Source organism: Salinicola halophyticus, from assembly GCF_003206695.1.
In the GTDB taxonomy this organism is placed as follows: domain Bacteria; phylum Pseudomonadota; class Gammaproteobacteria; order Pseudomonadales; family Halomonadaceae; genus Salinicola; species Salinicola halophyticus.
Window position 1 is genome coordinate 695,547 of the sequence record NZ_PZJN01000003.1, and the last position, 23,552, is coordinate 719,098.

Consider the following 23,552-nt stretch of genomic DNA (forward strand, 5'->3'; position numbering starts at 1 on the left):
GGCAATACTAAAGCAGTTTTTGTAAGTCAGCTATGCTTAAAACGTTATTCTCAACAAACAGGCATTTATACGATGACAGGATTGGCAAAGAACGAAAATAAAAAGCTGGCTCAATAAAACTATCATGAAATAGCTCAATAAGGTTCAAGCCGCTGGGACAAAACGCCAAATTTGCTAAGCCAGCACCATGAGGTGAAATTACAGTCTCTGCAGAGCCAAATATAGTCACCTGTTCTTTAAATGAAAAATCTTCAGCACAAATAATTTCGAAACCAGCTTGTGACAAAAATTGGCAAACCTCATCTTCGTTCTCAAAACATCGAGAGCTTTTTTTACGAGAAATATATATTTTTTTAGCAGGCTCGTTTGCTGGCTTTACAAAAAACCCTTTAAAAAATTCGTGGACTTCCTGATTCCAATGAAATTGGGGCGAAGAAACAACATACGCCTTATCTATTAAAACGTCTTGACATGAAGAAGCTTTAAAAAATCTGTTAAAATCTAAACCAAGACACTCAGAAACATATGGCAACAAATTGAACTTGTCAGAGTCGTAAATAATAGGGACGGAAAGATTACATAAAGATACATATCTTAGGCCGTAAACCATTTCAGCTAAAACATGATAATAGTTACCAGAACTATGAGGAAACGGAAGCACATATGCTTCCTTCCACTCCTTGCATGCTGGCGTATAAACATTCTCTCTATATATTTTACTTAACCTGCTGGAAAAAGACTCGTGATACCTTCCATTTTTATCAAACACCGTTTGGAGACCATATAAAGCGGTGCTTACCTGTGCCCCCTCAAGAACAAAAACTCTATCCACGTACCTTTTACCAACTCTAGCGTCAAACTTTTTCTGCTTGAGTTTTTTTAAAGTCTTATCACTTGCCCATTTAAAATAAGCATTAAAATCGTTTTGAAACTTATTCTCATGAGATATTTTATAGACACCAGGACTCGTTTGATCATTTAGTTGAAGATGACTTTTTTCTATAGCCTTGTCGTCACCAACCACTATCTCGTTCAGACTGACCCTTTTAAAACCCACCTCTCTTTCAAGGGTCTTCTCGATCACACTATCTATCTCTTCAATTTTTTCGATATAACCTTCTATGATTTTGACTCTCATATCATTCGAGTCTACAAGATGTCGCAAAAGTAAATTCTGCATGACTCTTTTGGCAAAATTTATTTTTTTAAAAAAAAGTAAGCTCCGAACTATTCCCATGGCCGCAAAACCATTAGCCAAACATTCATTTTTATCTATAGAAAAATGACGATCAACAAATTGATCATCACTGAATGTTTCTGATTCGACTAAAATCTTTCGGCTTTTCAAATACGCTACTTCAGGATAATCACCGGCCAAACCACCCAATAAATCCAACAACTTTAACTTCAGCGCACTGTCACTACTTTCTTCTAAAAATTTGCCAAAATAAGCCCAGTCTTTTGAATTCATAGCAACTTTATCCTATAACCTTCAATTGTTTTTGGACTAACAAATTACTCGTATCAACAAGGCTTTCAACTCTCATTTTGGTAACAGCAGGATGTACGTTTTTTTCGACGAACTTGAGACCATTTTGCCTATATTGAAGATACTTTCCAGGGTTGCTCCAGAGCTCTTGGATTAAATCATAGACACCGCTTGGCTCTGTATAGCACGCTGCGTCTTTAAAAATCGCTTCAAATTGCCAAGGTAAAATAACCACTACACCACGAGCCATTGCTTCTGCAATGTTACGGCCAAACTCTTCTATATAGTCACAGTGAACGAAGTGAACGAAAAAATCTAAGTCATCCAAAAACTCGACAACTGAAACAGAGTCAAAGTCATACAGAACCCAGTTTTGAGGTATTTTTTCTAGTAATTTTTTTGGATATCTCACCCCACCCATCAATCTTACTTCAACTTCCGAGTCGGCCATATAAGCCAACTCTATATCTTGCGGATTAGAAGGCCATTTAGTCCAATGGTCTCTAGCATGCCTCCCCACGACAGGCACATTTCTATTACTTTTTAAACTCGTTCTGTTTTTTTGTGACTCTATAATTTTTTCGGATAAAGGCGGGTACCAGATCTCGTCATGTATATATTCATAACCGCATTTTTGCAGAACTTCTTTTGCAGATGGGGAAATCGCTATCCAGACGGGTAGCCGTCCAAAATTTCGTTGACAGGTTTCTTCTACATCATTTTTAAAATAGTAATGAGGCTCCTGACTGCGAAGCTGCATTGGCGACTGGTTAACCAAGATAAAAACCTTGTCAGTTTTTATAGTCGGAAGTAAATCCGGCTGATACTTTAAAATAGGTGGATGATGTATAAGCAGAGCCTCACAAGAAACTTCGTCTTCCCACGTTAAAATATCTACACCCGGATTGAAAGACAGCAGACGATACTCCGCAGCGATATCTTTAGCGAATCTTAAATCAAATCTAGGCCAATGAAACATACCAATTTTTAGGCCTAAATCAACGGCCGATTCTATATATGCCTCGTTGCACCTGCGGGTCCCTCCCAATAAACTAAGGTCGGAAATTAGTATAATATCGTAGCGATTATCAACGCCTCTTTTTTGAGGAGAAAGACCGTTTGGTACAGGGAAGGGGAATTTTTCCCCCGTACGCTCCATTTTCAAGTCAGCCCTATTCTTGCAGCGGTTTCTCCAAAACTCGGCTTGTTTCCCGTATTCTTTCCTTACGCCATAATCCAATGACTTGAGACTTGTCTTTGCGCTAGATGTTAAAGATGCTTCGTGCTTCAAAAATAAAGACATTGGTACGTTCGGAAAAACATCTATAATCGCATCTGTACCAAATAACTTCCTAGCTCGTTGCAAAAACTCGTCATCCGCATTTGCAACGATCCCATCCCACTCCCCCAATGCCTCTAAGTCCCCACGGCGAATCATTAAAGAGGGGTAACTTCTATGGACATACTCCATATTATTACGTTCAGGACGTAGCGAAAAATAGAGTTCAGGACTGACTCTCGCCATAAAACTAAAAGTAAGCTTGGTCTCATTAGTTGCCAAAAGCTTTTCAAGCTGACATTCTATCATTTGAGGATGCGACCAATCGTCACTGTCATGGACAGTAATCACTTCTCCTGTCGCCAATGACAGCGCCCTATTTCGAGTTGGATAAGCGCTTAAATTCTTTTCGTTTTTGTATATTTTTAATCTGCTATCTGTTGCAGCATAGCTTTTTAACATCTCCCAGGAACCATCGCTGCTGCAATCATCTACAGCAACAACTTCCAGATTTGAATAAGTTTGATTTAGCAAGCTTTCAAGAGACACGCGCAAATGTTCTTCTGCATTATAAACAGGCATAAGAACACTAACTTTTACATCTAGATTTATCTGCGAAACAGGCCGTGAACATATATTATCGAATCTTGCAGCCAACCTATTTTTTTTGAACTCTAACGGGCTCAAAAAATTTGATGTGTATATTTCACTAATGATACTAATTATAGCTTCGTCGCTTTCACCTTTGGCTATATGCAAATTAGTTTTTGAGCATAAAAAATCACTATCGATGCCTTTTTTTAAAGGATACTCTATTTTATCCGCGGCACGGTCAAGTTCTCCAACATTAATCAGTGCCTCTATTTCTAAAAGCCGAGGCTTTTTCCGGCGCATAAATGAAGGATTAAAATATCGAGCTTTATTAAGGTAATATCGCGCTTTAGACCAATCTTTTTGGCTAGCAAGCACACGCGCAAGCTCCCAAGCAGCGTTTCCGCGCTCCGTTTTTTCCTCCGACTTATTTTCCACCATGTCCATTAAAAGCAAAAGAGATAGATTTTCATATCCTGAACGCAACTTTACAGCCAATTCTTTAGATTCAATACCAAGCTTTGAAGCCTCTTTATATTCTTTTGCATGTGAGTGTAAATAAGAGAAATAGCTGGCTGAATCTTTATACAGAAAATCTTCAGACCCGACTCTATTTAACTTCTCACCATATTTATGAAAATGCTCCTCCGGATTAGCCCGTAGAATCGAAACATCACGATAATGTGAAGCATACCAACTTGAGTCAAACAGACTAGTCTTTTTAAGGAATTCAACATGACTAAACATTTTATTCAACTCACTTAGTCTCTATGATCTCTGACAATTAAAATTAACATGTTGATAATCAGCGTAACGAATATAGCAATAACTGAAAACACTGCTATCATATAAAATCGTTCAGGCTTTTCCGGGTATTCCGGCATCGTTGGGGATTGCAGTACAGAAAGCTGTTTGAGCTGACGTGCGGCCTCCACACGAGTATTTTCCAGCGCAGCTAATGTACCCGAGTAGGCTTCTTGTGCGAACTGGGCGCGGAGCTGCAGCGTCTGGTATTTGGACGACACGGCGTTGAGTGCGCCGCCCGACTGTGCCGCCAGGCGCTCTTTCTGCTCGTCGATTTGTTTCTGAAGCGCACTGATCTGGCTTTTCAAGTTTGTCATTTGGGGAGAAGTCTGACTCTGGTAACTGCCCATCGCAGCGCGCTGCGCTTTCAGGCTGGCTAGCTCGCCCTCCAGCTTGGCGACGACGGTGCCCAGGCTCTGAACCGTCGAAGTTGGCGACGCCAGGCCATTCTCGTTTTCGAACTCGAGCAGATCCTGTCGGGTCTCTTCGAAGCGCTTCTCGAGCACACCCACCTGCTCTTCCAGGAATTTGACCTGCTCTTGTGCGAGGCGCTGGCCCATCTCGTTCATATGGCGCTCGCCTTGCTGAAGGATCAGCTTGGCGATCTTGTTGGCTTCTTCCGGAGTAAAGGCATTCACGTCGACTCTCAGTACGCCGGCGTACTCGTCCAGTTCGATGGAAACCATGCTCTTGTAATAATCCAGCAATTTCTCCGTCGGCGCGTTCTCGTCACCCAGGCGGCTGAAGAAATCGCCATTGTTGGCGTAGTGCTTACGGAAGTCCGCGTTCTTCTCCAGGAAGTGCAGCATATCGGTGGAAAGCATGTAATCCCGCAACAACAGCATATCTGCCGAGTTCTTGCCGCCCCCGCCAGAGAGGATCGAGCTGAAGCTGAGTTCCGGCGTGGAAATCTGGGGGCTTTCCAGAATCACGTGAGCATGAGAAACGTAGCGATCAGATGCCCAGATCGCCCAATAAAAGCTGACGAGTAAAATCAGGATGATACAGAGAGTCCAGTGAATCTGGCGCTTGGCGAAATCCAACCATCGATGCGGCGCGCTGGCCGTGGTAGCTGTTTGCGTCATAGGAAGGCTTACTTCTTACCCGAGGTGTTGTGGTAATGCTCGATGGCATCGTTGATATCGTCGAACCAGACCGCATGCCCCTTCTCAAGCAGCACGCCGGCCTGGCATAGATCCTTCAAAATGCCTTCACTGTGAGAAACCATAATCAAGCTGGCGGAGTTAACGCGTTCGTTGAACGCGTCTTTGGCTTTCTGCTTGAAGGCTCTATCCCCCACAGCGGTGGCTTCATCCGAAAGATAGACATCGAAATCGAAAGCGAGCGAGAGACCAAATGCCAACCTTGAGCGCATGCCGGAAGAATAGGTACTAACTGGCTCGTCAAAAGATTTACCGATCTCAGCGAAATCCTGCACCCGCTGAATTAACTGATGAATGTCTTTCCTAACGCCGTGAATACGAGCGACGAACTTGACGTTCTGGCGACCGGTCATGCTGCCCTTGAAGCCGCCCGCCAGGCCGATAGGCCAGGAAACGCGTGCCTTGCGGTCGATTACACCCTTGTCGGGGAAGTCCATACCGCCGATCAGGCGCAGCAAGGTCGATTTGCCCGCGCCGTTACGACCAATTAACCCGACACTCACATTGGTCGGGAACGTCAGGTTGATATCCTTGAGTACCCAGTTACCGCCAAACGGCCCGTGGTAGCGTTTATACAGATTACGAATTTCGATCATGTGCACTAAGCTCCGTCAGCGCATCTTGAGACGAGGCGCGAAGTGAATGTGCATCATCAGGCCAAGCGTCATGCTGCTAAGTGCCCAATACCAGAGATAGGTCATATCAATTCCCTGGATCGAATGATAGTACTGGAAATAGTTCATTCGCATGCTTTCCAGCCCATGCAGGATGGGGTTGTAAAGCATGTATTCCTGCGCTTGATGAGGGAAGTAGGTGACCGGAAAGATAACACCGGAGAGAATTAACAGCGGAAATGAGATCATTTTGATGATTCGCCCTACTTCCGGCACCAATCCCGCGACGACGGAAAAGAGAACGCCCAGACCAGATCCTAAAGCCCAGAGTGAAAGCCAGTCCATAAGCACTCCCACGGCGTGATAAGCGCTCATATCGACTTTGAATAAGGCCGCAATCAAAATGAAAAGTAAGAAAATAAAGCTGCGAAGAGCTCCCTCTACCCAACAACGTACCAGCACCGGATCGACAGGTGATATTTGTCGATAGGTAAAAAGCCCTTTGTTAGCGTCAATTGCACCTATTGGCTGAGTCATACAGGCACGAAATAGATAAAAACCCATTAATCCGACAATTAGCCAAGGGATAAACTCCGCCCCGGAAATATGACGGGAGCTGCGAATATAAGTACGGATGAAAATCATGATACCGATGGTGGCCAGCGGCTCAAAGATCATCCAGAACCAGGCCATACGATCCGCCGTGGTGCGAGCGATGAACTCGCGCAACGTCATCGCCGACCATACATCCCAGGTGACACGAAGCGCGCTCCGCGGTTCATGGGGCATGGGCTGCGCCACATTATTCATCGGGGCCTCCCACTTTAGACACAAATCTTGACCAGACAGAGAAAGAGTCCGATCGATGATAATCGAATCGAGAAGTACTTCTCATCGCAAGAAACCCAAAAGAAAGCCCCGCTTAGAGCGGGGCTGATTGACAACCGCGCTGTTTATAGATCTAGCGCAATTTTCGTTGACACAGCGATTTGGTAAAGGATCTGCGTGAGGCTGGTGGCAAGCTCGATATTGCTGGTCGGCGCTGCCGGCAGCACCAGGATTTCGTCGCCGGCGCGAACGTCCGTCTGCTCGGCGTGGATGACGGCACCGTTGCGATGTACGACCAGCACCTGATCGTCATCCGCACGCGGGGTCATGCCACCGGCCTGGCGGATATAGTCTTCCGCGTTCATGCCGGGGGTGTAGACCATCGCCTGCGGGATGGTGACTTCGCCACTCAGCAGTACGGAATCCGAGCTTTCCGGAATGGTGACCACGTCGCCGTCCTGCAGGCGGATATCGGCAATGTTGTCGTTACGCGCGACGACCAGACGGCCGGTCGGTTCGGTCTGGCGGGCTTTCTGGACGAACTTCTGGATCAGCTCGGCCTGACGAACCTGAATTTCGCCCTCTTTCGCGGTGCGCGAGGGGTAGCCCAGATAGGTCTGCTCGAGCCGGTCCAGGCTTTCGTTGAGCGATTCTTCCTGTTGTTCGGCCACGCTCTCGCGCCGGATCGAAACGTCCTGATAGCTGGTCATGTTCTTGGGTACGCTGATCGCGTTGAGGAACTCGCCCAGATGCGCGTCACGCGGTAGCACGTAGCGTGACGGGCCGTAGTAGCTGCCTTCGACCTGCACCACGATGCTCTCGCTACGCTTGTCGGCGCTGAACAGCACTTCATCGCCGCGTTCGATGGTGGCGGTACGGAACTCGTCGAGCGTCAGGTAACGTGCCATCGGCCCGTCGGGGCGATCCCCGCGCAGCAGCACGTGAGAGACGCCGGCACGTAGCCGGGCCAGATTGCTGACATCGCCGCCGGTCAGGGTTTCGCCTGCGAGCTCGTAACGGAACGGGCGCTCGACGTCGCCGACGACCGCCACGGCCGGTCCGCGCTCTTCGACCACGATGGTGTCGCCGTCACGGAACTGCGGATGCGGCATCTCCCCGTTGATCAGGAAGTCGTAGAGATCGATGGAGTCGACCGTACGGCCGCCCCGCTTGACCACGATCTGGCGGTAGCTGCCCAGCGCCTGGTCGATGCCGCCGGCCTGGTCGAGGAAGTAGAGCATCGAATCGCTGGGCGTACCGGAGTAACGGCCCGGATTCTTGACATAACCGGTGACGAACACGCCTACCGGCTGCACGCCCTGGAGATTGGTGTAGACCTCGACGTTTTCCGGATAGACCGACTTGATCGCCGAAGTGACACGGGAGTTGAGCCCGCTGTTAGTCGTGCCCTGCACGTTGAGCGGCCCGATGCCCGGCAGGAAGATGTTGCCCTGGGAGTCCACCGTCAGCACGCTCTGCATCTCGGTGCCGCCCCAGACGCGCAGATTGATCTGGTCGCCGGGCTTGATGGTGTAGCCGGGGTTGAGACCGTCCGCCATGACGCCGCGGAAACCACCGGTGAACAGGTTGGCCCCGAACGGCGGCAAGGTGTTGGGGTCGACCTGGCTTGAGTTGGGATCGACCGGACCGTAATTCGAGCTGTTCCAGTTCGCTCGCGGCTGGTCGTCGACGGCCTGCTGACCCGCCTGTTGCTGCTGGGACTGCTGACCGTCGCTCCCCTGAACCTGGGAGGTCATCGACTGGGCTTGCTGGTCCTGCGGGACGATGCTGCCCGATCCGAAAGATTGCGCGTTGGCCAAACTGACGTTCAGGCACGCTACCGCCACCAGGCACCCGGCCCGGAAAAACGACGCTGCATGTTTCATGCAAGACTTCCTGTTGTATTCGCGCGGCTCAAGGCCTGCTTTCCGGCGGTTCGACAAACGATCTGGCTGTTCGAAAACGATACACGCGAGCGCAGGCGCCCAAGCAGGGGATTTTTGTTACGGAGTGCTGGGATTGACCAACATCTGCGTGACCAAGCGCTGGGCGTACCAGCCGCTGTCTTTTACGAGACATGCCACCTGGGCGCGATTGGCGCTCGCGGGCGCACCGTTTCTTGCGACATCCAGGTGCGCACAAAGCCGGCCACTGGCGGCGAAGTAGCGTTCCTGAACGATGACGGAAACGTTAGAGCCCCACGGGCTCTTGGGGAAAGTCGTGATGCTGCCGGGGGTGGCGTTGTCTAGAAAGCTGGATATTTCGGGGCCGAGAGCGGCGCCGCCCTGCATGGTGCCGACATTGTCGCCACCGTAGTGGCTCTGGGAAGCGCAGCCCGCGAAGGTCACGGCCAAGGCCCCCACCGCTAACCACCTTCCTAGCCGACCGCAACCGGCGGACACCCCGTTGAAAACGTTTGGCATGTTGTCTGTTCAACCTGATGGACGAAAACTGGAAAACCGGCGATGTGGGCATCCTGGAAGACCCTCTCTCCCAGAACCCTTGCCGGGGAATCGATCTATCACCGCACGACACGCTATTTGTCAGAGTGGCCCGAGAATCTCGCCTGCCTCCGCCATGCGTTCATGAAGCGAACTTGAAGTAGGCTCAACTCGTTGCCTGATAACCCTACGATTGTATGGTGCCAGCACAGGCTTGCCTACAACCAAAAGTGTGGATCTCTAGGAAGGGCCGTATAGACAACGTTAATTTGCGTAACCATTTAAACATGAGGTAATTCATTCATCCATGGCAAATGGCTTACAAATCAAGCATCAAGTTCCTGGATGAGGGGAGGTAACGGATATTTACCAGCGTCTCCACGTACGCCTGTCTGTGCGACACCGCGGGTAGCGAATGTCGGGATTAGCGAATGAAGGGTATGTATTACGGGTACGAGGACCAAGCTCGAGACATGCCGTGATGTCTTCGGTGAAGCTCGACCCGCCGCTCAAACCGACAGCGCGACGTTCAACGCCTTTTCCCATTGCGCGCTACGCTGCCCGCAGACGATGAAAAATGGGTTGAGGGTGCTGTCCTGCTGGTTGCAGCGAAGGGGCTGGAGGGTTTCGGCGTCGAGCACGTAGCCGCCGGCGGCGGTGACCACGGCCTGGGCGGCGGCGGTATCCCACTCGCACGTCGGCGCGAGCCGCGGGTAGAGGTCGGCGGCGCCTTCCGCCACCAGACAGAGTTTGAGCGAGCTGCCCATGGAGACGCGCTCGTGGCTGGGCAACTGGTCGCAGAAGATATCGAACGCGCCGACGCCATGCAGACGGCTGCCGACGATTCGCCAGGGTCGTTCATCGGCCGCCGGTAGCTTACGAACATGGATCGCCCGTTCGCCTTCGGTCGATATCTTGAAGGCGCCCTGCTCGGCATCGCCCCACCAGGTCACGTCGAGAACCGGGGCGTGGACGATACCGAACACGGGAACGCCGTTGTCGATCAGCGCGACGTTGAGCGTGAACTCGCCGTTTCTCCTGACGAATTCTTTGGTGCCGTCCAGCGGGTCGATCAGCCAGTAGCACGACCACTGCCGGCGGGTCTCGTAGGCGAGGGGGGCGCTCTCTTCCGAGAGAATCGGAACCTTGGGGGTCAGGCGCTGGAGAAGATCGCTCAGCGCGTGGTGGGAGGCCATGTCCGCCTGGGTCAGCGGGCTATCGTCGGCTTTGGTCTCGACGCTGAAATCCTGAGCGTAGATCTGCAGCACGCGTTGGCCAGCGTCGAGCACGCCGCGGATCAGTTCTCGCCTGAGCGGTTCATCGATCGTCATGCGCGATCTCCTGGTGTGGGTGTGAGTGTGGGTATGGCTCGCCCCTTCTGCACTCCCCTCGGTACTCTCCTCAGTACAGGGCGCTAGAACGGCCAGATTCGCGGTATCAATAACAGTGAGGTGATCCCGACCAGAACGCTCACCGGAAAGCCCAGCTTGAGATAGTCATGCATGCGGTAGCCGCCCGGGCCCATGACCATCAGGTTGGTCTGGTAGCCCAGCGCGGTCATGAAGCTGGCCGAGGCCGCAATGGTGATGGCGATCACGAACGGCATGAAATCCACGCCCAGCTGTTGCGAAACCGCTATCGCGATCGGGAACATCAGCACTGCCGCGGCGTTGTTGGTGATCATCTCTGTAAACAGTACCGTCATCAAATAGACGAACGCCAGCGCCAGCCACGGGGAATCGATATGCGCGACGACCCGCTCGGCGATGGTTTGCGCCGCGCCCGATTGCGTCATCGCGGTGCCGAGGGAAAACGATGCGGCGATCACGATCAGCACCGAAAGATCGATGTAGCGCCGAGCCTTACCCATGCTCAGGCAGCCGGTCATCAACAACGCCCCGGCAGCGAGAAACGCGGCTTCGAGGATGGACAGCAGATTGGTGGCGCTGAGCACGACCATCACGCCGAGAATGCCCAGCGAGAGCGGCGCTTTCTGAAAGTTCGGCGGCGTCGAGTCGTTGAGCTGGCTGACCAGCAGGAAATCCTTCCGGTAGCGATACTGCTCGACGAACGCCGGCCCGGTTTCCAGCAGCAGAGTGTCGCCGACCTGAAATTCGACGTCCCCGACCTTGCCATCCAGCCGCTTCCCGTGGCGGGAAATCGACAGGATTACGGCCTGGAAGTGCGAGCGAAACCGCGACTCCCGCACCGTCTGCCCGATGCCCACGAAATCCGGGCTGACGACGGCCTCGACCAGACAGCGCCGATGCCGCGCCACCTGCAACTTCTGAACGTTGCCGTTGGCGGGGCTCAGGCCACGAATTTCGCGCAGCTCCCGGGCGCACTCCGGCGTGCCGATGAAAACCAGGGTATCGCCGCCCAGCAGCTTCGTCTCCGGCGGTACCGCCGTCAGCAGATGGTCGTCGCGCTCGATATCGGTCAGGTAGCCGAACTGCAGGTTGCGCAGGCCGGCGTCGGCGATCGATTTGCCGGCCAGCGGCCCCTTGGGATCGACGATCACTTCGACGCTGTATTCCCGGATCTGGTCCAACTGGGCGCTGGTGCCGTCACGCTGGGGCAGCAGCCATTTCCCGAAGATCAGGATAAAGCTCCCGCCGACGAGTAGAATCGGCAGCCCGATCCAGGTCAGCTCGAACATCCCCAGCGAGACGCCCTGGCGGCTCTGCAGCAGACCATCGACGACCAGATTGGTGCTGGTGCCGATCAGCGTGCAGGTCCCGCCGAGAATCGAAATGTAGCTGAGCGGCAACAGCAGCTTGGAAGGCGACAGACGCAGGCGGTTCGACCAGTCCTGGATGGCCGGAATGAACATCGCCACTACGGTGGTGTTGTTCATGAACGCGCTGAGGACCGAGGCCGGGAGCATGACGCGCCACTGGGCCCGGCGCAGGGTCGAGGGCTGGCCCAGCAGCATCGCCGCGATCCACTTGATCGCGCCGGTCTCCTTGAGCGCGGCGGCAACGACATAAAGCGCCGCGATGGTCATGACGCCAGTGTTGGCGAATCCGGCCAGCGCTTCTTCCGGCGTCAACACATCGGCGAAGATCAGAAACGCCATCGCCCCGACCAGGATGGCGTCCGGCGCGATGCGTGTGAACACGAGCGTGGCGAGTACGGCCACCACCGTTGTGATGCTCAACCAGGCATCGATACCCATACTTCCGCCACTCCACGCCTGGGCTCCAGGAATTACCGCTGAATCAAAGGGTTAGCGAACACCCGGCGGCATTCAGGCCGAATGCTACGAGGGCGCATTTTACGCTGGCCGCCTCGACCGGTACCAGCACGGGTTTTCTAGGAGAAAATAGCGGAATGGGTTTTGGTTTGTACTTAGCCGGAGAGCCCCGTCAGAATCAATGCGGGTTCGATGCCGTTGTCATAGGCGTAAAGCGCGATTAACGGCAAGAAAACCGATCGAATCGGCAAGAGCCGCACCTGCTTGTGTCTGTCCTTCGACAGTTCGCGAAAGCGCCGACGCAGATAGACGCCGGCTTCGGTCGCATGGAAGTCAGGCTGTCGCTGCGACTGCGCGACATAGGTCATGATCAGCCATCCCAATCGGCGTTCCCGATCGTCACCGATCCAGCGCTCCGCCAGCCCGGGCGGCACACTCAGCAGCAATCGAGCAAGATCGAGGCCCGGCGGCAGCATGCCGGCGTGGTCCCAGTCGATGAACACCGGCCGGCCGGTATGCGTTTCGATCAGCACGTTCTGGGGATGAAGATCGCCATGGGAGACGACGCGGGGTAAGCGGTAAAGGATTCTCGCCATTCGCAGTCGCAGCGCCAACTCGCGCCACTGCCCTTTCACCAACGCTGAAAGACAGACGTCTCTGACCATTCTGCTCAGGGCATGGCGCCCTCGGCGGTCTGCCTTTCGGCCAGCGCCGACACTGCCAGCGCTAGCCTTGTCTGCACTGGTCATATCGTCACTGTTACTTCTACTTCTACTTCTACTTCTACTTCTCCGCATTTCATCGGGCCAACCGACGCGCGACAACGCTATGACCGAGGCGATGGTGTCGTGATACGCCTGCTCGTTGCTCGCCGTCGATGCGACATCAGGTCGATTTCTTGGGTCATCTGCCCCGTCGCTGGACGTAGCAACAGAAGACGCGACAAACGGCCCCAGCGTCTGGCCCTCGATATGCTCGACCATCAGACTGGCGGACTCACCTCGTCGGATAATCGCTTCCAATAACGGCGCACCGACGGCATGGGGCTCGAGCACGCAACGATGGAGCCGTTCCAGCCACGCGGCATGGTGGTGCGGGCGAGCGCGATGGATGACATAACAGGTCTTCAGCGTTCGAACACCCACCGCCGACAAGTTGCCTCGATGCCCGAACAACGGCCTAAACGCTTGAACGTCGAGACTGGCCGCCAGCGGCTGCAAAAACGGGCGGAACGCCGGAAGATCGCCGTAAGACATCGCCGAAAGCCAGCCGTCCGGCGCGGATTCCGGCATCACGACCGCCAATCCGCTGCCCAGCAGCCGGCCGCTGTCCAACGCCTGCACGCGGACGAGATCGCCGATCTGCAACGCGAGCGGCGCCCGAAAGCCGACATCGAGGCGGGTCGTGATACCCGCTTCGACCACATCGGGCCGCGCCTCCTGACACAGCGCGCAATAGCGCACTTCACCGTTAACCGAAATGATCACACCCCGCTCGGCGGGCTCTCGGTTATCGGCCACGTACCAGCCTCTAACGAACTGCGGAGTGACTTCGTCGACGAACCCCGGCATGAACGCTCCCCGGCCGCGTCGCGACCTTAACGTCAGTTTGTTGTTATTCAGCGCCCGATGAATAGTACGTCAGCCGTTCGAGCGGGTTCGTAACGTCTTACTGCGGCGAGAAAACGCCTGGGCAACATAAGTCCATTAATACATTCGGAAACGGTCGAACGCCGTCGATTGGCGGGAGGCGATTAGAAGTAAAAGATATAGACACGGACTGGCACCCCGAAGCTTACGCAAACCCCACAATCATTGACGATTTCGCCACAGAAAAACACGGCATTTATCCAATCAGCACTGAATCCGGGCGGATATTGAACGAGTATTAAATAAACAACAGGGAGGTCATTGTCATGCCCCAGGAACTCACGCTGAAGAATGCATCAAACAACGTGCCTGAAACCACAGATCCGGCCGCTCGCGAGCAAAGCGCTGAGCGTTGGGTATCGACATTGTCCAACACCCTGAATCTGAGCAAGAAGGCCGTCGAATCCGATGACGATGAATCCAGAACGTGGAAACGGGCCGATGGCGGGACTAAATCGCCCCGGAATCTGAACGATTACAAACAGATCGTGACGATCGGCGATGATCTCATTCGCTATGAGACCAAGGGCGGCAAGAGCGTAGAGGTCGACCGACATTCCACGCCGACGTTGTTCGAGACAGTCAAGCAGGATGCCGCCCAGATGACCGCACTCAACGAGAGCGGGGAGGACGGCTATGGCGTCTTGCCGCTGGATGCCGAGCCGCCCGGCAAGCTGAGCGACTATCGGTTCATCGCCCCGCCCGACGAAGTTGCCAAGGGTGTCATCCGTTACGAGATGCAGGACGGCACCCGGGTCGTGGTCGCCGAACGCGCCGCCCCGGAGCTCTACGCCGCCATCAAGAAGGATTACGAAAGCCTGATCGGCATCAATCAAAGCGAATCGGACGGCTACAAGCGCATCGGCGGCGACGCCACCCCGCCCTCCTATTACAACACCGAGGTCGGCGCGCCCGGTGAAGTCGGCCCGGACGTGATTCGCTACGAGCATGACGGCGAGAAGTTCGTCGTGGCGCGCAGCGACAATCCGGAACTCTATGACTACCTGAGCGAGCAGTACGCGACCCTGGGCGGTAACGCCGAGCATCAGGATGCCATCGATGGCGCGGTCGAGGATGGCGCCACCATTGCCGGCGCCGATACCAAAGCGCCCGAGTTCAACGATTTCAAGAATTTCAGTTGGCAGAACGACGCGCGTGACGACGTCATTCGCTTCACCACTCACGATGGCAAGAATGTGGTGGTATCGAAGGCCCTGACGCCAGCGTTGTTCGAAACGGTTTCCAACGCACAGAAAACCTGGGACCGGATCCACGAGCTCGAGGACGATGGTTACAAACTACGCTCCGCGGACGAGGACATCCCGGTCCTGGGCAAGGGCGACAGCGTCAAGAGCGCAACCGACGAGCACGGTGACGTCATCGAAGGGCTCAAGCTGGTCGAGGTCGACGGCGAGAAGTTCGTGGTCTCGAAGGGCGTGACACCGGAGCATTTCGAGGCCGCCTCCAGCTTCCAGCAGACATCGAGCAAGGACGCCATCGACGATGTCTTTGCCGATCACGACCTGCCCGAATCGGAAGAGACCAATCTGATGGGCCAGGAGACCACCGTCGAAAACGACGACGGCGAGGCGAAGACGGTCACCGAACTCTACATGGAGAAGCTGGAGGAGAAGGCGGAAAACTCGGACAACGAGAACTTCAAGAAGTATGCCCGCCTTCTCGAACTCAAGTCCCAACTGGACGACGGCAGCTTCCAGTATCTGCCCTACATGACGGTCAATCACGGCGGCGACTGGACCTACTATGCCAGCGATACCCAGGGCATGGATCCCGCCGACCTGCGCGGCCTGATCCATGAAGAGAAGCTCGGCGAGGAACTCGCCAAACTGCTCGGGGACGAGGAAATCGCCAAGTTCACCGACGAGGCGATGACGGAGGCCCAGAGCAAGATCAAGGATCGCGACGGGCTCGCCGACAAGATCTACGACTCGTTGACCGGCGACAAGGGGGCGGACTACCTCGATGCCATCGAGGACCTGCGTGGCAAGGGTTTCGGTGACGAAGCCGCCACGCGTTTGAACAATGATCTGAACACGCTGCAAGCGCTCGACCCCGACCGCGCGGCCGAGGCGAGAGGCAGCATCACGGCGGCCAGTACCGCCCGAGGTCTCGAGGAAGAGCTCAGCGACATCGACGCCGAATACGATGCTTCTCAGAACGGCGACGACATATCGCCGGAGAGTGAGGAAGCCGCGGAGCAGGTCGCTGCCGACATGGTGCCGACCATCCTCACCAGCATTACCTACAGCACCTTCGGCATTCAGACCACCGATGGCGTCTGGAACGCGGTGAAGGATGCGCTCTCCGCCGACAAGACCGACCCCAAGGGCACGGTACCGCCCAACCTGTCGGCAGACGAGAAACTGCAGTTCACCAAGATCATGGCGATCGCCGCCGGCCTCAAGGAGGTGATCAAGACGGCGGCGTTGAGCGGGAGCAACGCCGAGACGGCGCTGAAGGATTCGTCTCTCATGCGCGATGTCATGCAGAAGGTGAACGAGCAGTTCCGCAACATGACCACCAGCCGCGACGGCCAGCCGCCCATCGTCGAGCTCAGCGACAGCCAGCGCACCAACGTGCAGAGCTCGTTGAAATCCCAGTTCCGCAGCCTGATGAGCTCGAACACGATGTTCGCGGTCGGCGGTACCGCAGCGCTGGCCAACGCCATCTATCGCCGCTCGGGCGATGATTTCGGCGACACCTGGCAAGAGCGCATGACCGTCGCGCGCGGCATGCTGGTGTTCATCGGCACCACGCCTTTCGCGCTCAAGGGCATCACCGATGCGGTGGGCCCCAAACTCGACGAGGGCAGCCGGCTGACCAAGCTGTTCGGCACCACCAATATCACCCAGGCGCTCGGTCTCGACAAAGAGATGGGCGACGTTCTTCGCGAGCGCTTTCCCGACACGTTCAATGGCGACAAGGCCCCCTCCCTCAACCCGGGCGAGCAGGCGCGGGGCAAATTGGACGACGTTCGCGGCAAGCTCGAATCGTTCGATACTCTCCTCGACCGACCGGATGCCCCCGACTTCGAGCAGAAGGCCCAGGGCCTGGTCGACGATATCCAGGGCCAACTCGACGAGGTCGACCGTATCGTCAAGGACTCCGACTCGCTCAGCGACGACGAGAAGAAAGAGATCCAGCAGCGCCTGGACACGATCGAGGATCGGCTCGACAAGGTCGAAATGAAGAAGGAGGGCCTGGCGCCCCAGAATGCGGACGACCTCAGGGGGCTGGTCGACGATCTGTTCGAGGAGATCCAGCCTTTCGCCTCCTCGGCGACGCCATCGGAGCAGCGCTTTGCCCAGATCGACGACTTCGATCGGGCCGTGGCAGATTACCGCCAGTTAATGGATGCCGATGGCAAGGGCAAAGGCAAGATGCCGGAACAGGCGCCGGCACTGTTCGACGACATCATGGAGAAGCATCGTGCCATCCGCTCCTCTATCGAATCCGACCCAACACTCTCCGACAGCGATCGCGCACAGCAGCTCGATCGCCTGGACGAGATCGCCAACCGCCTGGACGACGTCCGCCCGACGGACGGCGGCGCCCTGCCCAGCGGCGCCGGTGACGCGCTGGACGACCTCGACAGCCTCAGCGGCGATCTCCACCAGCGCTTCGATCCCGCCAACGGCGAATCGTCGAAAGTCGCCATGCAGCCCTTTAACCAGGCGCTGGATGACGAAGCCGACGTGATGACCAACGGAGAACGTACCCAGGGTGGCACCTCACCCGATGGCCCCGGGGGTACCAGCGGTGATACCAGCAGCAACAAGAAGACCAATATCTTCGGCCCCGCGCTCAAGGGCCTGGCCTACATGACCGACTTCGCCGGCGGCATTCTCGATACCGTCGTCGCGGGCATCGGGCTGGATCAGTTGATCAAGAACGGCGGCACCCCGATGGAGTTCGCCGCCAGTTCGACGGGCGTGGTCTCCGGCTCGTTCTTCACCATCGGCGGCGCTGCCGAGATCGGGGCGTCACTGCAGACGGCTTCGCGCGTGCTTTCCGGGCTGGGCGCGGGTCTTCGTGCCGCCGGCCCTATCGGCAACCTGATCGGGCTGGGCGTCGGCTTCGCCAGCCTGATTCTCAATGCGGTAATGGCCCAGAAGAAAGGCGCCGAGACCGAGGGCAAGATACGCGATCAGTTCGAGCAGTTCGCCGAGGATGGCGTGACCGAGGACGATTGGGGCGAGAAGTTCAACTACCTGATCAACTCGAGCTACGGCTTCAAGGAGATGATGCACGCCGGAGACGACGACAAGGAACCCGACCCCCTATTCAAGGAGTGGTTCCCCGAGGACATGGCGGCGTGGGATGCCCAGCCGGAGCAGTACGACAAATTCACCCAGGAGATTCGGGAGAACGGCAACGTCGATGACTTCTTCTTCGATTTCGACCAGGACCAGATGCAGCTCAATATCCACGGCCAGGAGTTCTACCAGGAGCACAAGGAAACCATCGATACCATTCTCTTCAACTGGGACGAGGGCGATGGCGGCAACGACTGGACGGGCGGCGACGATATCGTCAGCAAGAAGGATCTGAAAAAGATCGCCGATCCGGAAAACGGCCACTCGAAAGAGGAACAAGCGGCCGCCGAGTTCCTGCTCAATAATGAGGACTTCTTCGCCTTGCTGGACACGCTACACAAGCAGGACGGCTCGGACGGCAAGATCAGCAGTGCCGACATCGACTCCTGGATGCAGTTGATCGGCGAGCGCGCGATCACCGATGACAACCCGGCCTTCGCCGAGGAAGACAGCATCTGGGACAACCCGGCATCCTATAAGCTGTAGGCCACGAGCTACGAGCTACGAGCTACGAGCTACGGGCTGAAACTGAGGGCTACGAGCCCGGGGCGATAAAACGCGGGCCATGTCTTCCCTCGAGACATGGCCCGCTGCCGTTTCGGATTGGGCTAACTAACGACGCTCACCCAAACTGGCTCATGGTATTGAGACCTCCACCGGCCTTGAGTGCGGCTGTGCCGGAGAAGTCATCGTCTACGATCAGTTTTGAATCAATCCCACTTCACGGGAAACCTGATTGAGCTTCGCGACTTGATCGTTTACGAAGGTGTCGAAGTCCTTGCCGTAGCGTTCGAAAGGAACCAAGCCATTCTGCTTCATGATGTGCTGCCACTCCTCGGATTCGCTGGCTTGGCGCAAGGTAGACACCCACCACTCATACTCGGCATCAGTGACCCCTTTGGGCATGTAGAACCCACGCCAATTGGATGCCTCGACATCCAGTCCAAGCTCGTTCGAGGTCGGGATTTCGTCCAGCGGCGGTGCAAGCCGCTTGTCATTTAGCACGACTAACGGGCGTAGATCACCAGACTCGATGAAGCCCTGGGAGGAAGAGACGACGCCTACCAAGGCATCGATATGCCCACCGATCACTTGGGTGACTGCCGAGCCGCCGTTGTTATAGGAAAGATATTTGATCTTGTTAAGGTTTTTGACTCCGGCCTCGTGGGCCGTCATCAGGATTTTGAGGTGATCCCAGCCGCCTACCGCGCTCGCACCGGCGAAGGTCACCGAAGACGAGTCCTTCTTCAGTGCCGCGAGTAACTGATCCAGCGATTCGTATGGAGAGTCTTTCTTGACCGCGATGATACCGGGGTCGGCACCGATCGCCCCCACCCAGCGCACCATATCCGCCGTCATACCGGGGAACTGCCCTTGCGCGAGCCGCGCCGTCGTGGCGGTACTGGCAGCGGCGATGACCATAGGGTCGTCACCTCGTTTGGTGATCATATGCGCGTAGCCGACTCCTCCCCCTGCACCTGGCATGTTCTTGGTCTGGACGTTCACCTGATGGTCGGTGGCGCCACCGATAATCTGGCCCAGGCTACGGCACGTGAAATCCCATCCCCCTCCGGGCCCGGCTGGCGCGATGCAATCGACGGTCCCTGTGATGCTGCCATCCTGGGCCGTCGCGGCCCCCGATAGCATCACGGCGAAAGCGGCGATGGCGCACGCTGACTTTCTCGCTTTGGAAAGCATGTTCGCTCCTGTTTTTTCTTATGAGTCACTGAGTAATCACGGTTCAGACCGAAAAGAATGCTAGCGTATACACATGAATACATCAAATAGACCAAAGCCTGAGGAACTCTCTTCAAATCAGGGAATTAGATTTACTGAACGGCTTTCTCTCTCTAGACTTTGGGCTAATGACAAAGCGCCGACGCGCAAAATAAGGGAAAAGGAATGACCGAGAATTTTTCACGCAGCGAACAGGCTTATCAAAAAATTCTGGAAGGCATTCGCGAGGGCACTTTGGCACCGGGGAGCCGAATCAAGGAGTCGGATATCGCGGAGTGGCTGAATTTCAGCCGCACCCCGGTCAGGGAAGCATTGAAGCGCCTCGAAGCATCCGGATTGCTGGTCGTCGCACCTTACAGCGGCATGCAAATCGCCAAGCTCGGTTATCAGGAGGTGATGGAGCTTTATTACATGCGCGAAGTGCTGGAGAGCTCCGCGGCCGGCTTGGCTGCTCGACATGCCAGTGATGCAGAAATCTACTCGCTGAACGAGATCATGGGTAAGCACGAGGCCGCCAAGTCTTCCGCCGAACAGGCGCGACACAATCGTCTTTTTCACAACGGCATCTACCATGCCGCTCACAACCGCTACTTGCTGAAGTCACTTAACTCCCTGCGCGATTCCATGGCATTGCTGGGCAAGACGACATATGAGGTACCAGGCCGCGCCGAAGTCGTGGTGAAGGAGCATCGTGCCATCTACGAATCCATTGCCAATCGTGATGTCGAGAAAGCTCAGCAAATGTCGGCGTTGCATATCCGTGAAGCGCAAAAGGCCAGAATCCAGCTCATGGGCGATGAGCTGGACGACTACCAGCAATAAACTTTCGACGGTATACGGCTAACGAAATCAAGAGCCGGAAGGTAGCGCTCCTTTCCTTCCAACCCTGCTCCTCATTTTTCGTTGTGGTACTTGAGCAATGCACCCAGCCTGAAAAAGATATGAATGAATTTGCTGAATGGCAGGACGGCAAATAGCGCAGCGACGACGCCGAGATGCACGATCAGTAGCAGGCCCATCGCCGAGGTATCGCGCAGCCCAAGCAAGGCGAGCCCCGTCAGACTGACCCAGAAGAGCAGACTCAGGAAGGCGTAATCCATGCCGAGCACGGCTTTCCAGCTCGGCCCATCATGCATGCGCAGCTTGACCCAGCTCAGCCCCGCCGTGCCGATGATGATACCGACGCCGCCGACCGTGCCCAGGATGACAGGCAGGCTGGTCAGCGCATAAGGCGCAACCCAGCCGAACACGTAGTCGTAGATAGTTGCGACCGAAGTGGCGGCGAAGCAGAGTAGAAAGCCATACATCATTAGATGGTGATACCGCCGGCGACGATTACTGAAGGTGCTGTCTTCGTCGTTGCAACCGCTGCCGTCACTTCCCAGATGCTTGAGCGACATAGCGTCGTGCAGAGCACTTCGTATCGCGACACGATTGGTGAGATAGGAGACTCTACCCCCGATCGCTCTCCAGAAATTCCAAACACCCAGACCAATGGCGAGAATATCGAACAGGAATATGCCGCCGGCGATTCCAACCATGAGACCGTGCGGAATGATCCGGTAGAACGCCCCCGGACCTTGCTGAACACTGAACAGGCTGTCGGCATCGACATACAGCAGCCCACAAAGCATGACCAGTGAGAACGCCAGCGCAGTGATCATCGAGACCACGGTGCCATTCTTGCGAAAGACCTGCCCGAGCGCCTTTGGCCAGACATACTCTTCGTAGCTCTCCTGCCTGACTTTGGTCAGCGCCTGCGGCACGTTCATGTCGAACACGTGAGGCGTGGTGTACTGACAGGCGTGATAGCAACCGGTGCAGTTATGGCAGAGATTGGAGAGATACTGAATCGTCTCCCGGTTGAAGCTCCGACGGCTCTCGATCGCCGGAAAGACGGCGCAGAATCCCTCGCAGTAGCGACAAGAGTTGCATATCTCGATATTGCGGCGCGCCTCTTGAGTCACGTCGAGAATACTAATGGATTCCATTTGCCGCCTCCTGACCTGCCGTGATACCGAACACCGTGCCTATCGCCATCCCAAAGCCAGCCAGATAACCCTGGCCCAGGATATTGCCTGCCATGATTTCCCCCGCGGCAAATATCGTTTTCGAGGGTCCAGTCTCTTCGAAAATGACCTGCGCTTTCTCGGTGACCTTAACGCCCATATAGGTAAAGGTAATTCCCGGAGCCAAGGTGTAACCATAATAAGGCGGGGTATCGATCTTGCGTGCCCAGTTCGTCTTGTCGACTTCCAGACCTTTGGTACCGCAGCCATCCAGAACATCCTTGTCGAACCGGGTGTCACCGATTGCGGCATTGAAGCTTGCAACCGTCTCGTTCAATGCCGAAGGGTCCAGCTTGAGCTTCGTCGCCAGCTCTTCGATGGAATCCCCCTCCAGTGGCGGGAAGACCGACGGCATGAAATCGTTGATCGCCTTCGAGTCGATGATCACGTAGCCCACCTGATCCGGCTGCTGGGCAATGAGACGGCCCCAGATCGCATATCGCTTCGGCCAGAAATCCTCGCCTTCGTCGTAGAAGCGCCGACAATGCTTGTCGACCACGATGCCGAAAGAGACGCAGTCCAGCCGAGTAACGATACCGCCGTCGTACTTTGGCGAACGCCCGTCGATGGCAACGGCGTGACACTGGTCTGGCTCACCGATAATGCTGGCGCGATGGCGCATGAACTCTTTGATCATCAACCCCTGGTTGAACTGGGTGCCGCGAATAAGAAAATTGCGAGCACATGGGCCCCAAGCTTCCTCCAACCACTCCAGATTCGACTCGAATCCACCCGAGGCCACGACCAGCCGTTTGGCGTGAACTTCGTGACGGATGCCCTTGCATAACACCACGGCAGATTTGAACTCTCCCGCTTCGATATCGAGCTCCACCGCTTGGGAGTCGTAGACGATCCGCACGCCCTTACGCTCGGCAGTGTTGTAGTAGGCGTTGATCAGCGCCCTGCCACCCCCCAGGAAAAATGCATTGGTGCGGGAGAGACTGAGCGTTCCGCCCAGTGACGGCTGAAAACGAACGCCGTTGGCAGCCATCCAATCGTAAGCGTCATAGGACTTCTGAATCGTCATCCGCGCCAGATCCTGATCGGTCTTGCCGGCGGTGACTCGCATCAAGTCCTCGAAATACTCTTCTTCCGTATAGTCACCCGCGAGGATGCCCTTGGGCCCTTCATGCATACAGCGGAAGTTACGCGTGTGCTGGCTGTTGCCTCCACGGAGCGACTGCGGCGCATGTTCGACCAGCAGCACATGACACCCAGCATCTGCGGCGGAAATAGCAGCACACAACGCCGCGTTGCCTCCACCGATCACCAGCACGTCGGAAAACAGCGCGTCCCCTGTCTTGTAATCTTTCTGAACCATAGCCGCCCGCCAGTCATATAAATACTGTTGCGTG

At 55.3% G+C, this 23,552-nt stretch carries 15 protein-coding genes; 2 read left to right on the plus strand and 13 right to left on the minus strand.

The window, feature by feature from the left end:
• Positions 1 to 7: 7 nt before the first annotated feature.
• The 10 genes from DOM58_RS05180 to DOM58_RS05225 form a co-directional block, all read right to left on the minus strand.
• Positions 8 to 1,471 carry a glycosyltransferase family 61 protein gene (locus tag DOM58_RS05180; RefSeq protein ID WP_110691998.1) on the minus strand — a complete coding sequence of 488 codons (1,464 nt, stop codon included), beginning with the start codon at positions 1,469 to 1,471 and terminating at the stop codon, positions 8 to 10.
• 7 nt (positions 1,472 to 1,478) lie between these two features.
• Complete coding sequence (locus DOM58_RS05185; protein ID WP_110691999.1) at positions 1,479 to 4,106, minus strand: glycosyltransferase; 2,628 nt, start codon at positions 4,104 to 4,106, stop codon at positions 1,479 to 1,481.
• 14 nt (positions 4,107 to 4,120) lie between these two features.
• Entirely contained in the window at positions 4,121 to 5,248 is a 1,128-nt protein-coding gene (locus DOM58_RS05190) for a KpsE/RkpR family capsule polysaccharide export protein (RefSeq protein ID WP_110692000.1), read from the minus strand.
• 8 nt (positions 5,249 to 5,256) lie between these two features.
• Positions 5,257 to 5,922, minus strand: a complete 666-nt coding sequence (locus DOM58_RS05195; protein WP_075561172.1) for an ABC transporter ATP-binding protein — start codon at positions 5,920 to 5,922, stop codon at positions 5,257 to 5,259.
• A 15-nt stretch (positions 5,923 to 5,937) separates the two neighbouring features.
• On the minus strand, positions 5,938 to 6,750 hold the full coding sequence (locus DOM58_RS05200; protein ID WP_110692001.1) for an ABC transporter permease: 813 nt from the start codon (positions 6,748 to 6,750) through the stop codon (positions 5,938 to 5,940).
• A 143-nt stretch (positions 6,751 to 6,893) separates the two neighbouring features.
• Entirely contained in the window at positions 6,894 to 8,654 is a 1,761-nt protein-coding gene (locus DOM58_RS05205; RefSeq protein ID WP_110692002.1) for a polysaccharide biosynthesis/export family protein, read from the minus strand.
• Between the two features lie 117 nt (positions 8,655 to 8,771).
• Positions 8,772 to 9,116, minus strand: coding sequence for a DVU3141 family protein (locus DOM58_RS05210; protein WP_245392163.1), 345 nt, complete (start codon positions 9,114 to 9,116; stop codon positions 8,772 to 8,774).
• Between the two features lie 602 nt (positions 9,117 to 9,718).
• Positions 9,719 to 10,540, minus strand: coding sequence for a 3'(2'),5'-bisphosphate nucleotidase CysQ (gene cysQ, locus DOM58_RS05215; RefSeq protein ID WP_110692004.1), 822 nt, complete (start codon positions 10,538 to 10,540; stop codon positions 9,719 to 9,721).
• 83 nt (positions 10,541 to 10,623) lie between these two features.
• Complete coding sequence (locus DOM58_RS05220) at positions 10,624 to 12,387, minus strand: SLC13 family permease (RefSeq protein WP_110692005.1); 1,764 nt, start codon at positions 12,385 to 12,387, stop codon at positions 10,624 to 10,626.
• Between the two features lie 173 nt (positions 12,388 to 12,560).
• Positions 12,561 to 13,976 carry a phosphotransferase family protein gene (locus DOM58_RS05225; protein WP_110692006.1) on the minus strand — a complete coding sequence of 472 codons (1,416 nt, stop codon included), beginning with the start codon at positions 13,974 to 13,976 and terminating at the stop codon, positions 12,561 to 12,563.
• Positions 13,977 to 14,320: 344 nt separating this feature from the next.
• Here DOM58_RS05225 and DOM58_RS05230 point away from each other — a divergent pair, with 344 nt between their 5' ends.
• Complete coding sequence (locus DOM58_RS05230; protein ID WP_110692007.1) at positions 14,321 to 18,877, plus strand: spectrin repeat-containing protein; 4,557 nt, start codon at positions 14,321 to 14,323, stop codon at positions 18,875 to 18,877.
• A 213-nt stretch (positions 18,878 to 19,090) separates the two neighbouring features.
• Here DOM58_RS05230 and DOM58_RS05235 read toward each other — a convergent pair whose 3' ends face one another.
• The gene (locus DOM58_RS05235) at positions 19,091 to 20,089 is read right to left on the minus strand and encodes a Bug family tripartite tricarboxylate transporter substrate binding protein (RefSeq protein ID WP_110692008.1); all 999 of its coding nucleotides are present in this window, start codon (positions 20,087 to 20,089) and stop codon (positions 19,091 to 19,093) included.
• Between the two features lie 204 nt (positions 20,090 to 20,293).
• Here DOM58_RS05235 and DOM58_RS05240 point away from each other — a divergent pair, with 204 nt between their 5' ends.
• Positions 20,294 to 20,950 carry a GntR family transcriptional regulator gene (locus tag DOM58_RS05240; RefSeq protein ID WP_110692009.1) on the plus strand — a complete coding sequence of 219 codons (657 nt, stop codon included), beginning with the start codon at positions 20,294 to 20,296 and terminating at the stop codon, positions 20,948 to 20,950.
• Positions 20,951 to 21,021: 71 nt separating this feature from the next.
• Here the strand turns inward: DOM58_RS05240 and tcuB are convergent, their stop codons facing one another.
• Together tcuB and tcuA are read right to left on the minus strand one after the other, a co-directional pair.
• Positions 21,022 to 22,119: a tricarballylate utilization 4Fe-4S protein TcuB gene (gene tcuB, locus DOM58_RS05245; protein WP_110692010.1), complete on the minus strand. Its 1,098-nt coding sequence runs from the start codon at positions 22,117 to 22,119 to the stop codon at positions 21,022 to 21,024.
• Positions 22,106 to 23,518 (minus strand): FAD-dependent tricarballylate dehydrogenase TcuA, encoded by a 1,413-nt coding sequence (tcuA, locus tag DOM58_RS05250; protein ID WP_110692011.1) that lies wholly within the window; start codon positions 23,516 to 23,518, stop codon positions 22,106 to 22,108. The genes tcuB and tcuA overlap by 14 nt, the downstream gene beginning before the upstream one ends.
• Positions 23,519 to 23,552 lie beyond the last annotated feature (34 nt).

What these genes read in the sequence shown, in the direction of transcription:
- DOM58_RS05205 (WP_110692002.1), bottom strand. Translation starts at nt 8,654, where the DNA reads ATGAAACATGCAGCGTCGTTTTTCCGGGCCGGGTGCCTGGTGGCGGTA.
- DOM58_RS05240 (WP_110692009.1), top strand. Translation starts at nt 20,294, where the DNA reads ATGACCGAGAATTTTTCACGCAGCGAACAGGCTTATCAAAAAATTCTG.
- tcuB (WP_110692010.1), bottom strand. Translation starts at nt 22,119, where the DNA reads ATGGAATCCATTAGTATTCTCGACGTGACTCAAGAGGCGCGCCGCAAT.
- cysQ (WP_110692004.1), bottom strand. Translation starts at nt 10,540, where the DNA reads ATGACGATCGATGAACCGCTCAGGCGAGAACTGATCCGCGGCGTGCTC.
- DOM58_RS05180 (WP_110691998.1), bottom strand. Translation starts at nt 1,471, where the DNA reads ATGAATTCAAAAGACTGGGCTTATTTTGGCAAATTTTTAGAAGAAAGT.
- DOM58_RS05185 (WP_110691999.1), bottom strand. Translation starts at nt 4,106, where the DNA reads ATGTTTAGTCATGTTGAATTCCTTAAAAAGACTAGTCTGTTTGACTCA.
- DOM58_RS05235 (WP_110692008.1), bottom strand. Translation starts at nt 20,089, where the DNA reads ATGCTTTCCAAAGCGAGAAAGTCAGCGTGCGCCATCGCCGCTTTCGCC.
- DOM58_RS05230 (WP_110692007.1), top strand. Translation starts at nt 14,321, where the DNA reads ATGCCCCAGGAACTCACGCTGAAGAATGCATCAAACAACGTGCCTGAA.
- tcuA (WP_110692011.1), bottom strand. Translation starts at nt 23,518, where the DNA reads ATGGTTCAGAAAGATTACAAGACAGGGGACGCGCTGTTTTCCGACGTG.
- DOM58_RS05195 (WP_075561172.1), bottom strand. Translation starts at nt 5,922, where the DNA reads ATGATCGAAATTCGTAATCTGTATAAACGCTACCACGGGCCGTTTGGC.
- DOM58_RS05200 (WP_110692001.1), bottom strand. Translation starts at nt 6,750, where the DNA reads ATGAATAATGTGGCGCAGCCCATGCCCCATGAACCGCGGAGCGCGCTT.
- DOM58_RS05220 (WP_110692005.1), bottom strand. Translation starts at nt 12,387, where the DNA reads ATGGGTATCGATGCCTGGTTGAGCATCACAACGGTGGTGGCCGTACTC.
- DOM58_RS05225 (WP_110692006.1), bottom strand. Translation starts at nt 13,976, where the DNA reads ATGCCGGGGTTCGTCGACGAAGTCACTCCGCAGTTCGTTAGAGGCTGG.
- DOM58_RS05190 (WP_110692000.1), bottom strand. Translation starts at nt 5,248, where the DNA reads ATGACGCAAACAGCTACCACGGCCAGCGCGCCGCATCGATGGTTGGAT.